Source organism: Kribbella sp. VKM Ac-2571 (genome assembly GCF_004362255.1).
GTDB classification, from domain to species: Bacteria; Actinomycetota; Actinomycetes; order Propionibacteriales; family Kribbellaceae; genus Kribbella; species Kribbella pratensis.
The window spans coordinates 226,823-238,361 of sequence record NZ_SNWS01000001.1; the positions used below are offsets into that span (position 1 = coordinate 226,823).

The following is an 11,539-nucleotide window of genomic DNA, read 5'->3' on the forward strand; positions in this document are numbered from 1 at the left end:
GACTGTGCGGGTACTGATCGTGGAGGACGAACCTGAGATGGCGGACGCCATCCGGGCCGGCCTGCGCCTCGAAGCGATCGCCGCCGACGTGGCCGGTGACGGCGACACCGCGCTGGAGCTGCTGAGCATCAACACCTACGACATCGCCGTGCTGGACCGCGACATCCCCGGCCCGTCCGGTGACGAGATCGCCAAGCGGATCGTTGCCTCCGGCAGCGGTATGCCGATCCTGATGTTGACCGCGGCCGACCGGATGGACGACAAGGCGTCCGGATTCGAACTCGGCGCCGACGACTACCTCACGAAGCCGTTCGAACTTCAGGAGCTCGTCCTCCGGCTCCGGGCGCTCGACCGCCGGCGCGCCTACAACCGGCCGCCGGTGTGGGAGATCGCGGGGCTGCGGCTGGACCCGTTCCGCCGCGAGGTCTACCGCGACGGCCGGTACGTCGCTCTCACCCGCAAGCAGTTCGCCGTCCTCGAGGTCCTGGTCGCTGCCGAAGGCGGCGTGGTCAGCGCCGAGGATCTCCTCGCGCGAGCCTGGGACGAGAACGCCGACCCGTTCACGAACGCCGTACGGATCACTGTCTCGGCCCTGCGCAAACGCCTCGGTGAGCCCTGGCTGATCGCCACGGTGCCCGGCGCCGGTTACCGCATCGACACAGCATCCGACCCAGTATCCAACCCAGTATCCGACCCAGCATCCGGCGCTGGAGCTGAAGGTCGTGGATAGGGAGCCGGGGCTGAGCGTTCGGCTCAAACTCACCCTCAGCTATGCGGGCTTCATCATGCTGGCCGGTGTCTTGCTGCTCGCGGTCGTCTGGGTGTTCCTGCTGCGTTACGTACCCGACGTGATCGCCGGCCCGTTCCGGATGCCCGACCGCTCCGACCTGATGCGGGCCTTCATTCCGAAGGCCACCATGATGATGGCGTTCCTGCTGGTCTTCGGTCTCGTCGGGGGGTGGATCCTCGCCGGCAGCATGCTCGCGCCGCTGGGTCGCATCACCCATGCGACCCGCCTGGCCGCGAACGGTTCGCTGTCGCACCGGATCCATCTGGAGGGCCGCACCGACGAGTTCCGCGAGCTGGCCGACGCCTTCGACGTCATGCTCGCCCGGATCGAAGCGCACGACGCCGAGCAGCAGCGGTTCGCGGCGAACGCCTCCCACGAACTGCGCACTCCGCTGGCGATCACGCAGACGCTGCTCGACGTAGCCCGCAAGGATTCGAACCGCGACACCGGCGAACTCGTCGAGCGCCTCCACCTGGTCAACACCCGAGCGATCGACCTCACCGAGGCGCTGCTCCTGCTCAGCCGCGCCAACCAGCGGACCTTCATCCGGGAACCGGTCGACCTGTCCCTCCTGGCGGAAGAGGCCACTGAAACGCTGCTCCCGCTCGCGGAGAAGCGCGGCCTCACCATCGAGACGTCGGGGGAGGTGGCCCCGACCATGGGTTCGAACTCGCTTCTCCTGCAGCTGACGACGAACCTCGTGCACAACGCGATCGTTCACAACCTGCCGGACCAGGGCAGCATCTGGGTCCGGACCGGTGTCGGCCCCCGGACCGTGCGGCTCACCGTCGAGAACACCGGCCAGCAACTCACCGCACACCTGGTGTCCACGCTGGTCGAGCCGTTTCAGCGCGGTGCCGAACGGGCCCGCTCCGACCACGCGGGCGTCGGGCTCGGCCTGGCCATCGTCAACAGCATCGCGCAAGCCCACAACGGAACTCTCACTCTCACTCCGCGCGACGGCGGCGGGCTCCGCGCCATCGTGGAGCTGCCCCTGCGGATTGCCGGGAGGAGCCGGGCGCGACGCGCAGGACCGGAAAGCCGATCTACGCCTTCTTGACCGTGAAAGTCAGGTGGGTGATGCCGCTCGGGCTCGAGACCACCTCGATGTCGTACTTGTCCTCGAGCGCCTCCAGCCCGTCCCACAGCCGTACGCCGCGGCCCAGCAGGATCGGGACCTGGGCGATGTGCGCGTAGTCGACCAGACCTGCGGCGAGGAACTCCCGTACGACGGTGGCTCCGCCGCCGAGCCGGATGTCGCCGCCGTCGGCCGCGGCGCGAGCCTGCTCGAGCGCCTCGCTCGGCGTGGCATCGAGGAAGTGGTACGTCGTCCCACCCTCCATCTCGACCGACGCGCGCGGGCGGTGGGTGAGCACGAACACCGGCGAGTGGAACGGCGGGTTCGGGCCCCACCAGCCCTTCCACTCCGGGTCGTCCTGCCATCCGGGCGGACCGAACTTGCCGGCGCCCATGATCTCGGCGCCGATCCCGGGCTCGTGCCGCTCGGCGAACGCGTTCTCGATACCGACGGTGCCACCGGGCAGGCCGTCCGACGCGTGGAAGAACCGGGTGCCGACCAACCACTCGTGCAGCCGCTCGCCGGCGTGCCCGAACGGCGCCTCGAGGGACTGGCCGTCCCCGGTGGCGAAGCCGTCGAGCGAGATCGCGAGATTGTGAACACGGACTTCGGACATCGGAATGCTCCTCTGTTTCGGCGCCGCCTTCCGGCGCCCTCACGGGAAGGTCGACGCCGGCCTTCCCGTCTTGACATCACCACACCGAAAATCTGCTTTTTGCCGCTGGTTCACCGTCGAAATGAGTCTGATTAGCGTGTGCTCCGGGCGGGGCACAGTGTCCTGCTCGCTCAAGGAGGATGCGCAGATGGAGAGAGCTCACGTCAACAGGAGGACGGTCCTGGGCGGCCTGGCCGGGGCTGTCGGCGCCGCGGCGTTACCCGGCGGAACGGCGTACGGAAGCACCTCCACGGAGGCGAGTCCGCTGCGGCGGTACCCGGCGGCCTGGCCGGAGCTGGAGCCGTACGGCGCGGCTGACACCCGGCTCGACCTGTGGCCGCGTGACGACAACTCCTTCGTTCTGCCGCTCGAGCTACGGCCTCGTGACGAGGAGCTCGGGCGGGTGTGGATGCGTGACACGTACGTCAACTGCGTCACGATCGACGGCCGCCCGCTGTACGTCGCAACAGGTACGACGCGCGTACCGGGGCGGCCCGCGGCAGGCCCGTGGAACGACGGCATCTTCGTCTGGACAGCACCGTCGCTGCACGGTCCGTGGCGGCTCGCCGACACGAGTGGGATCCGGCCCGACGCGGAGCGGGGGAAGGTCTGGTCACCCGAGTTCGTCGGCGAGAACACACCGGGACGTACCGTCGTCGCTCCGTGGCAGGAGTACTGGTACGACGACCAGTTCGGCAAACGCGGAAACGCCTGGGCTCCCGAACTGCACTACTTCCGCGGCACCTGGTACATCGTCGCCTGCATGGGCGACCACTCCCGCAAGGTCGGATCGTTCCTGCTGATCAGCGAGGGCGGCGTCGAGGGTCCGTACCGCGTTGCCCAGGGCAACCTCACCAAACCGTTCGGCGACTCCTTCATCGGCGGTCCGAGCTTCATCCTGCCCGGCGCCTACCATCACATCGACGGCGGCCTGTTCTCCGAGGGCGACGACGCGTGGCTCGTCCTGCACAACAACCTCTACGCGCGATTCCGCGACGACATGGAGGACATCGTCCCCTCGACCAACCTGCTCATGTTCCAGCAGACCCCGTACTCGCCCGAGCCCTACCTCGAGGGTGCGTACGTGCTGAAGTACGGCGGGAAGTACTACCTCATGCACGCCGCGTGGGACCGCGCGTCGACGAACCCGGACGGCAGCGCGCGTAACGCGTACGACCCGCCCGCGCCGGGCCGCGTCCAGTACCAGTACGACCTGATCATGGCGGTCTCGGACCGCTTCGAAGGCCCGTACTCGAAACGCTGGACCGCAGGTGTCGGTGCCGGTCACAACAACGTGTTCGTCGACGCCTCCGGCCACCTGTGGGCGACCTTCTTCCGCAACCCCGCCTTCGGCTACTGGGCCGACCCCACCCGCATCGCCGACGCCGCAGTCCCCGGGGTCGTCCGCATGGAGTGGACAGGCCCAAACACCAACCGCCTCTACGTGCAACGCCGCAACAACGGCCTCACAACCAGCGGCTGAGGAGCCAGACCATGCCACCAACGCGAATCCTCGCCCGAGTTCTCGCCGTCGTCGGTGCGCTGGCCCTGGTGAGCGGCGGCTCCATCACCGGAGCCGCCGCGCCGGCACCCGACGCCTCAACCGAACCGCTTCCGGCGCTCGGCGCCCTAGGGGCCAACTACAACGAGAACCTGGACCAGTTGAACTATCTCGAGCTGCGGACGGCCCGCGCGAGCTGGGTCCGCGGCTTCTACGCGCTGCCCGAGGCCGACGCCGTACCGCCTGAGCAGAGCGAGACTCTGCGGGTCATGCGCGACGCCCACAGCCGCGGCTACAAGACCCTGCTCAGCCTGAAGTTCCCGAAGACCGCGATGTCGTTCCCGCGACCGGGCAGCCCGGAGATGGCCGCCGAACTCGCGCGACTGGACCGGGTGCTGCCACTGGTGTTCGGGACCGTCGACGTCGTGACGATCGGCAACGAGCCGTTCATCGAGAGCCTGCCTGCTGAGCGCGACGAGCGCCTCAACGAGTTCTACGAGACCGTGGCCCGCCATGTCGTCAGCGCCCGGCCGGCGGGAAGCACCACCCATCTGTTCATGGGCGCCCTGAACCGGCTGGATCTGCCGCAGAACCGCACACCTACCGTCGAGCGCTATCTGCGCTTCGTCCGCGAGACGCCCGAGCTCGAGGGCGTCGACCTGCATCCACACGTCGCCGACGAGGCCGCGATCCAGGCCTTCCTCGACTACACGTTGCCCAGGCTCCGGCCGAGCCAGATGTTCCTCGTCACCGAGTTCTCCCTCGTCTGGTACTGGCAGCAGCACCTCACCGACCGCATCCCGGTGGCCTTCGCCCAGCGATACGGCTATTCGCCGGACCGTCAGGTGTGGGAAGTCATCGGAGACGCCATCAAGCATCCGTTCCCCGCAGGCAAATGGAACGACCTGCTGTCCGAGAGCCAATGGTTCGAGTCCAAGAAGCACTTCCTGCGGGACGAGCTGGACCGCTTCCGCGCCACGGGCCGACTGGCCGTCGCGACGTACGGCTTCCGGCAGATCCCGTCGATGACGGCCGGCTGGAGCGCTACCAAGGCACCGTGGCTGTTGAACAGTGTGTTCGCACCGCTGACGGTGCGGTCGCGCGACGACGCGATGTCGACGCCTGGCTATTCCTGGATCGACGACTTCCGCGCCCTGCAGTGAAGAGACCGTGGGCCCTCGAGCTGAGGGCCCACGGCAACTACTTCTGGTACGTCGTTTCGTCGAGGCCGCTCATGGTGGGGTCGTAGGCGACGTCGCCCACGTCGTACATGGACGTCATCCAGTGGTAGAAGTTGTCGCCGCGCTCCCGGAGCACCGTGTACAGCCGCCGCATCATCCGCGACCGTACGCCGGCCTGCTCCGGGTGCTGGTACACGTTGAGCAGTTCGTCCGGATCGAGCTCCAGGTCGTAGAGCTCGTTCACCGAGTCCGGATTCACCACGAGCTTGTACCGGTCCGTGCGCAGCATCCGTTGCGGGTAAGGGAAGTGGTGCCCGTGGAACTCGCACACGATGTCGTCGTCCCACTCGACCTGCTCGCCATTCACCAGCGGCAGCAGACTCCGCGAGTCGACGGCCGCCGTCTGGTCGGCTCCGGCCAGTTCGAGGATCGTGGCGGTGCAGTCGAGCAGGCTGACGAACTCGTTCCGTACGACGCCCTCCGGCTGTCCCGGCACGCGGATCAGGCCGGGCGTGCGGTAGATGTCCTCGTACATCGCCGGCCCCTTGTCGTGCAGCCGGTGCGAGCCGGTGAACTCCCCGTGGTCGCAGGTGAAGAAGACCGAGGTGTCGTCGGCGAGCCCGAACCGGCGCATCGCGTCCAGGACCCGGCCGAGCTGGAAGTCGATCAGCGCGACGTACCCCTGGTAGATCGCGATCAGCTTGCGCGTGGTCTCGATCGGCATGGTGTCGAACGTCCAGTGCGCGCTGTAGTTCTTCTGCACCATCGGCTTGCCCTGGAACGTCTCCGCCACCGATCGTGGCAACTCGACCTCCGCGGGATCGATCAGGTCGAAGTACTCGTCCGGGAGGATGTACGGCAGGTGCGGCCCGAAGAAGTGGAGCGCGAGGAAGAACGGCTTCCCGTCGTCCGCGGCGTACCGCTCCAGCATCTCGATCGCACGGGTGGCGAGGTAGTGCTCGAACGTCGCCTCCACCGGCTGGTGCAGCCGGGCGGCAAGCAAGTTGCCCGGCCCACCGTTGGGCAGTGTGCCGCGGATCCGGTCCGAGATCTCGTACGGCGGTAGGTCGCGCTCCTCGAGGTACGCCAGGTAGTCGGGGTGATCCACCGGGTTGTGCCAGCCGGGCAGATCGGGGCCGTCGAACCCGAAGTCACCGGCCGACTTCTTGGTACCGACATGCCATTTGCCGATCAGCCCGCAGTTGTAGCCCTTGTCCCGCAAAGCCTGCGAGAACGCGAACTGCCCTTCGGCCAGATCTTCGAGGTACCCGACGTTCCGCTCGTAGTTCGCCAGCAACTTGTGCCGGAACGGCGCCTGACCGGTGAGCAAGCTGGCGCGAGCCGGCGTACAGATCGCCGTAGGCGTGTACCAGCGGTCGAACCGGGTCCCGGTACGGGCCAGCTCGTCGAGGTTCGGGGTCGTCCCCAACTGGTTGCCGTAGGCACCGATCGTGTCGACCCGGTGCTGATCGGTCATCAGGAACAGGATGTTCTTCGGCTCGGTCACTTGGCCACCGAGCCGGAACCAGCCGCGGTGAACAGGTCGCCGGTGTAGTAGGTCTCCGGATCGGCCTTCGACTTCAGCTTGCCGGCCTGGACGAAGTAGTCGGCCATCCCGTTCAGCCACTTGCCGATCGTGCCGTCCTTGGTCTTCGCGTCCAGTTCGTCGACCGACAGCACCTTGACGTTGCCCGCGTCGGCCTTGACCTGGTCGACCGGCACGCTGAGCATCTTCGCGGTCAGCTGGATCGACTTGTCCATGTTGGCGGAGCGGTAGGCCATCGCGTCCCGCAGTACGGCGATCGTCTTCTCGGTCTTGTCCTTCTGGCCGGACACCACGTCGTTGCCGGCCACGAACGCGGTCGGGAACGAGACCTGGGACTCGAAGTCGGAGTTCTTGGCGAGCTCCGTCAGGTCCGGGACCTGCTTCTTGATGGTTCCGATGGCGGGGTACCAGAAGCCGGCCGCGTCGATCTTCTTGGACGCGAACGCCGACACGATCGTCGAGGCGTCCATGTTGACGACCTTGACGTCCTTCTTCGTCATCCCGGCCTTCTGCAGCGCGAGGGTGAGGATCATGTCACCGGACGTGCCTTCCGGTACGCCGACGGTCTTGCCGCGGAGCTGGTCGATCGAGGTGGTGCCGGAGCGCGCGATCACCCGGTCGGCGTTGCCGAGGGTGTTGATCGCGACGATCTTCGCCTGCCCGGACGCCGGCAGCCAGAACGCGCCCGGGCCGATGTAGCCGAAGTCGAGGTCGCCGGTGCCGAGGGCCTGGATCTGCAGCGGGCCGTTCGTGAACACCTTGGTGTCGGCCTTGAGGCCGTGCTTCTCCCAGAGCTTCTGATCCTTCGCGATCGCGAGCAGGCTGGTGCCGTTGTAGTCGGCGATGTAGCCGAACTTCACCTGCTGGAGGTCGCCGCTCGCGCTGTCGTCCGAGCCGCCTCCGCAGCCGGACAGGGCGAGCGCCAGGGCGGCGGCGCCGGCGGCCAGGGCCGTCAGTTTGCGTGAGAGTGACATGAGACGTCCTTAGGATCGAGCCGTCGCGGGTGACGGCAGAGAGGTTCCGGAATCGGCCGAGGTGCGGCCGTCCTGGTGGTACACGGAGTGCCAGACGCGGTTGCGCAGTGCGGCGAACTCGGGGCTGAGGCGGAAGTCCTCCGACCGGGGGTACGGCAGGTCGACGTCGATCACGTCGTAGATCCGCCCGGGCCGGGCGGCCATCACGATGACGCGGTTCGCCAGGAAGACCGCCTCGTCGACGTCGTGGGTGATGAACATGACAGTGCGCTGCTCCTGGCTCCAGGTGTCGAGGAGCTGCTCCTGCAGCTTGACCCGGGTCAGGGCGTCCAGTGCCCCGAACGGCTCGTCCATCAGCAGGATCGACGGGTTCACGGCGTACGCGCGGGCGATCGCGCACCGCTGCCGCATACCGCCGGACAGCATCTTGGGCAGCGCGTCGGCGAATTCGCCGAGCCCGACCAGGTCGATGAAGTGCTGGGCCCGTTCGCGTCGCTCGGCCTTGCCTGCGCCTGCGGTCTTGAGGCCGAACTCGACGTTCTTGCGCACGGTCAGCCACGGGAAGAGCGCGTACTGCTGGAAGATCACGCCACGCTCGGGCCCGGGACCTGACACCGGTACGCCGTCCACGAGCGCGCGCCCCGAGGTCGGTTCCTCCAGGCCCGCGAGGATGTTCATCAACGTGCTCTTGCCGCATCCCGACGGCCCCACGACGGTGATGAACTCGTTGTCGGCGATGTCCAGAGACACCTCGTCGAGTGCGGTGAACATGTCCTTGCCCAAGGCAAATGTCTTGGTGACGGACTGGACGGAGATCTTCATCGGCGCTCCTGCCATCCGGTGAGTTTGCGTTCGGCCATCAGCAGGACGCGGTCCATCAGCAGGCCGAGGATCCCGATCGAGATCAGGCCGACGAAGATCGTCGGCAGGTCGTAGTAGAGCTGCGCGTTCTGCATCCGGAAGCCGAGGCCCTGCTGGGCGGCGATCAGCTCGGCGGCGACCAGGGTGGCCCAGGCCGAGCCCAGACCCACCCGCATGCCGACGAGGATGAACGGCGTCGACGCGGGCACCACCACCCGGGCGAAGATGCCGGCGTCCTTGGCGCCGAGCACCCGGGCCGCGTTGATCAGCGTGCGGTCGACGTTGACCACGCCCTGGAACGTCGAGATCACACAGGCCAGGAACGCGGCCAGGAAGATGACGAAGATCTTCGGCGCCTCGCCGATCCCCATCAGCACGATGGCCAGCGGGATGATCGCCAGCGGCGGAACGGTGCGGAAGAACTGGATCCACGGCTCGACCAGTCCGCGGACCACGGCGTACCAGCCCATCAGGAACCCGACGGGAACGGCGGCGGCGCTGCCGAGCGCGAAACCGATCAGGACCCGCGTCAAGCTGGCCAGGACGTCCTTGCCCAGCGTGCCGTTGCCGATCAGGGTGATCGCCTGGGCGACGACCTCGGGAGGCGTGGGTAGTTTGAGTCCGGCGAGAGCCAGCGCCCACCACACCGCGATACCGAGTCCGACCGAGACCGCGTTCAGGAGCAGGGGAAGACCACCGGCCCGGGCGCGCGTTCGTCCTCCGGCGCGGTCGCGCGGCTTGGCGCCGCGGGCGGTCTGGTCACTGATGACGGCCATCGGCCACTCCTCGGGTCTGCCGCGGGCGGATCGCCGTCCGCGAACCGGTGCCGGCCGGCGCCGGTGTCTCTGGGTAGCCCGCCAGGAGCGGCGAGCTGTGGAACACCGCGGCGAGGGCGCCGAGTGCGCCGTCGTCGTCGGCGAGATGCGCTGCCCGTACGCCGGGGGAGGCGGCGCCCGGGAAGAGCTCGTAGGCGACGGTCGCGGCGGCCTGCTGGACGATCACGGGCGCGAGCCGGGTGACCTCCCCGCCGATCACGATCTCGGCGGGGTTCAGCGCCATCGCGACGGCGGCGAGCACGCGGCCGACCGCGGCGGCAGCGTCGCGCAGTACCCGGTCGGCCACCGGGTGCGAACGGGCGACCGCGGCCGCGAGGTCGTCCAGGCTCTCCACCGGGAGCCCGGCGGCCCGGCAGGCGGCCAGGATCGCGGGGACCGAGGCGATGGTCTCGAGGCAGCCGTTCTTGCCGCAGCGACAGAGGTCGCCGTCGGCCCGCACCGTTACGTGGCCCAGTTCGCCGGCCAGCCCGGCGGAACCGGACACGAGCCGGCCGCCGACCACCAGCCCGCCGCCGACTCCGTCGGACAGGCGCACGTAGAGGAGGTGCTCGATCGCCTTCGCACCGAAGATCGCCTCCGCCAGCGCTGCTAGCCGGTTGTTGTTGTCGACGATCACCGGTGCGCCGAACCGCTCGCAGAACGCTTCGTCGACCGAGGCCTCGTGGAAACCGTCGGCCGCGGCGCGGTGGGACGGGTAGTCGCGCACGCCCGGCTTGCCCGAGTACGGCCCCGGGATGCCGATCCCCACACCCTGCAGGGCGCCGTAGTGGACGCCGTACTCGTCGCTGAGCCGCTCCACCAGGCGGAACGCGACGTCGAGCCGGGTCGGCCAGTCGACATGGTCCTCGTACCGGTCGGAGCCCGAGGCCACGATCTCGTGCGAGGCGTCGGCCACGACGACGTGCACGCGGCGATGCCCGAAGTCGACGCCCATGAACTGTCCGGAGGCCGGATCCAGGGCCAGCCGCTCGGCGGGCCGGCCGCTGCCCTCACGGTGCGCCGCGTCGGTGTCGGTCACCACGATGGCGCCCCGCTGCAACAGGCTCCCGGTGATCTCGGACAGGGTGGTACGGGACAGGCCGACTGCACGGGCGATCTGGTTCCGGCTGAGCGCGCCCTGCTCCCGCAGCACCTGGAGGACCCGCTCTTCGTGGGTCCTCCGCACCAGCGCCTGCACTCCTGGATAGGTCTGCACGATGGTGACGCTAGGAACCCGGAATTATTTCGTCAACACTCCGACAAAATTCAACTCGCTTTTCGACGGCCGCGACGCAATTCCCCGCCGGACGCGGACGCCCAGGCCATCACAATTGCTCGACGCCGGGGGAGCGTGCGCTGGGGACGTGCGGTGGCGGCCGATTGTGATGGCCTGGAGATCCCGGCTCACGCGCGGCGGACGGTGATGTTGCCGCCGTGGGTGCGAGCGCGGACGGTGACGGTGCGGGCGGGGTTCTCGATGGACTCCAGGTCGTTGAACACGCGGCCGATCGAGGTGTGGGCGTCCAGCGCGGCCGCGGTGCCCGCCGGGACACCGATCGCGACCTCGCCGGTGGCGGTGTAGAGGTCCAGGGTGCCGGTGCCGAGGGCGCCGACGCGGATGTCGCCGTTCGCCGTCCGCGCGTTGACCTCGGTGCCGGCCGCTTCGACGGTGATGTGGCCGGTGGCGGACTTGGCGCGCAGCGTGCCGGCCACCTTGCCGACCCGGATGTCGCCGTTCGCGGTCTTCAGCTCACACGAGCCGACCTCGCCCTCGACGACGTACTCGCCCTTGGCCGTGTACCCCTGGACATCGGACCCGGTCGGCAGCTCGATCAGCACCTCGACCGCGCCGTACCGCTTGCTGAACAGGGACCGCAGCTTCGGGTGCTTGACCTGCAGCTTCCCGTCGCTGAACTCGATGACCACCTGCTCGGCGGCCTTCACGTCCAGCTCCCAGGTGGGGTCGACGGGCCGGACCTCGACGACGGTGTCGTTCCGGTCGCTCGCCTTGACGGTGATGTCGCCGAAGATGATGTCCACGGCGGCGGAGATCGGTGCGGGGGTGCTGAAAGTAGACATGTGATCGCTCCTTGAGGTTCGGTGCGAACAACTCTGGCCGAGCCTCCTGACAAGGCTCT

General features: G+C 68.3%; 11 protein-coding genes. 4 read left to right on the forward strand and 7 right to left on the reverse strand.

The window, feature by feature from the left end:
• The first annotated feature begins 4 nt into the window (after positions 1-4).
• Together EV651_RS01205 and EV651_RS01210 are read left to right on the forward strand one after the other, a co-directional pair.
• Complete coding sequence (locus tag EV651_RS01205; protein WP_238156576.1) at positions 5-730, forward strand: response regulator transcription factor; 726 nt, start codon at positions 5-7, stop codon at positions 728-730.
• The gene (locus tag EV651_RS01210) at positions 723-1,850 is read left to right on the forward strand and encodes a HAMP domain-containing sensor histidine kinase (protein ID WP_133781025.1); all 1,128 of its coding nucleotides are present in this window, start codon (positions 723-725) and stop codon (positions 1,848-1,850) included. Before EV651_RS01205 ends, EV651_RS01210 begins: the two co-directional genes overlap by 8 nt.
• Here the strand turns inward: EV651_RS01210 and EV651_RS01215 are convergent.
• On the reverse strand, positions 1,837-2,484 hold the full coding sequence (locus EV651_RS01215; RefSeq protein ID WP_133781027.1) for a dihydrofolate reductase family protein: 648 nt from the start codon (positions 2,482-2,484) through the stop codon (positions 1,837-1,839). The genes EV651_RS01210 and EV651_RS01215 overlap by 14 nt on opposite strands.
• A gap of 187 nt (positions 2,485-2,671) precedes the next feature.
• Here EV651_RS01215 and EV651_RS01220 point away from each other — a divergent pair, with 187 nt between their 5' ends.
• Both EV651_RS01220 and EV651_RS01225 read left to right on the forward strand, forming a co-directional pair.
• Positions 2,672-4,006, forward strand: a complete 1,335-nt coding sequence (locus tag EV651_RS01220; protein WP_133781029.1) for a family 43 glycosylhydrolase — start codon at positions 2,672-2,674, stop codon at positions 4,004-4,006.
• Positions 4,007-4,017: 11 nt separating this feature from the next.
• On the forward strand, positions 4,018-5,187 hold the full coding sequence (locus tag EV651_RS01225; protein ID WP_133781031.1) for a hypothetical protein: 1,170 nt from the start codon (positions 4,018-4,020) through the stop codon (positions 5,185-5,187).
• A 37-nt stretch (positions 5,188-5,224) separates the two neighbouring features.
• Here EV651_RS01225 and EV651_RS01230 read toward each other — a convergent pair whose 3' ends face one another.
• The 6 genes from EV651_RS01230 to EV651_RS01255 form a co-directional block, all read right to left on the reverse strand.
• On the reverse strand, positions 5,225-6,712 hold the full coding sequence (locus tag EV651_RS01230; protein WP_238156577.1) for a sulfatase-like hydrolase/transferase: 1,488 nt from the start codon (positions 6,710-6,712) through the stop codon (positions 5,225-5,227).
• Positions 6,709-7,725, reverse strand: a complete 1,017-nt coding sequence (locus EV651_RS01235; protein ID WP_133781033.1) for an aliphatic sulfonate ABC transporter substrate-binding protein — start codon at positions 7,723-7,725, stop codon at positions 6,709-6,711. Before EV651_RS01235 ends, EV651_RS01230 begins: the two co-directional genes overlap by 4 nt.
• Before the next feature lie 9 nt (positions 7,726-7,734).
• Positions 7,735-8,547 carry an ABC transporter ATP-binding protein gene (locus EV651_RS01240; protein ID WP_238156578.1) on the reverse strand — a complete coding sequence of 271 codons (813 nt, stop codon included), beginning with the start codon at positions 8,545-8,547 and terminating at the stop codon, positions 7,735-7,737.
• Entirely contained in the window at positions 8,544-9,362 is an 819-nt protein-coding gene (locus EV651_RS01245; RefSeq protein ID WP_133781037.1) for an ABC transporter permease, read from the reverse strand. Before EV651_RS01245 ends, EV651_RS01240 begins: the two co-directional genes overlap by 4 nt.
• Positions 9,346-10,617: an ROK family transcriptional regulator gene (locus EV651_RS01250; RefSeq protein ID WP_133781039.1), complete on the reverse strand. Its 1,272-nt coding sequence runs from the start codon at positions 10,615-10,617 to the stop codon at positions 9,346-9,348. The genes EV651_RS01245 and EV651_RS01250 overlap by 17 nt, the downstream gene beginning before the upstream one ends.
• A 188-nt stretch (positions 10,618-10,805) precedes the next feature.
• On the reverse strand, positions 10,806-11,480 hold the full coding sequence (locus EV651_RS01255; protein ID WP_133781040.1) for a DUF4097 family beta strand repeat-containing protein: 675 nt from the start codon (positions 11,478-11,480) through the stop codon (positions 10,806-10,808).
• Positions 11,481-11,539: the final 59 nt, after the last annotated feature.

Bases quoted from the DNA above. Each gene is read 5' to 3' on its own strand.
- EV651_RS01245 (WP_133781037.1), bottom strand. From the start codon at position 9,362: ATGGCCGTCATCAGTGACCAGACCGCCCGCGGCGCCAAGCCGCGCGAC.
- EV651_RS01220 (WP_133781029.1), top strand. From the start codon at position 2,672: ATGGAGAGAGCTCACGTCAACAGGAGGACGGTCCTGGGCGGCCTGGCC.
- EV651_RS01240 (WP_238156578.1), bottom strand. From the start codon at position 8,547: ATGAAGATCTCCGTCCAGTCCGTCACCAAGACATTTGCCTTGGGCAAG.
- EV651_RS01215 (WP_133781027.1), bottom strand. From the start codon at position 2,484: ATGTCCGAAGTCCGTGTTCACAATCTCGCGATCTCGCTCGACGGCTTC.
- EV651_RS01235 (WP_133781033.1), bottom strand. From the start codon at position 7,725: ATGTCACTCTCACGCAAACTGACGGCCCTGGCCGCCGGCGCCGCCGCC.
- EV651_RS01225 (WP_133781031.1), top strand. From the start codon at position 4,018: ATGCCACCAACGCGAATCCTCGCCCGAGTTCTCGCCGTCGTCGGTGCG.
- EV651_RS01255 (WP_133781040.1), bottom strand. From the start codon at position 11,480: ATGTCTACTTTCAGCACCCCCGCACCGATCTCCGCCGCCGTGGACATC.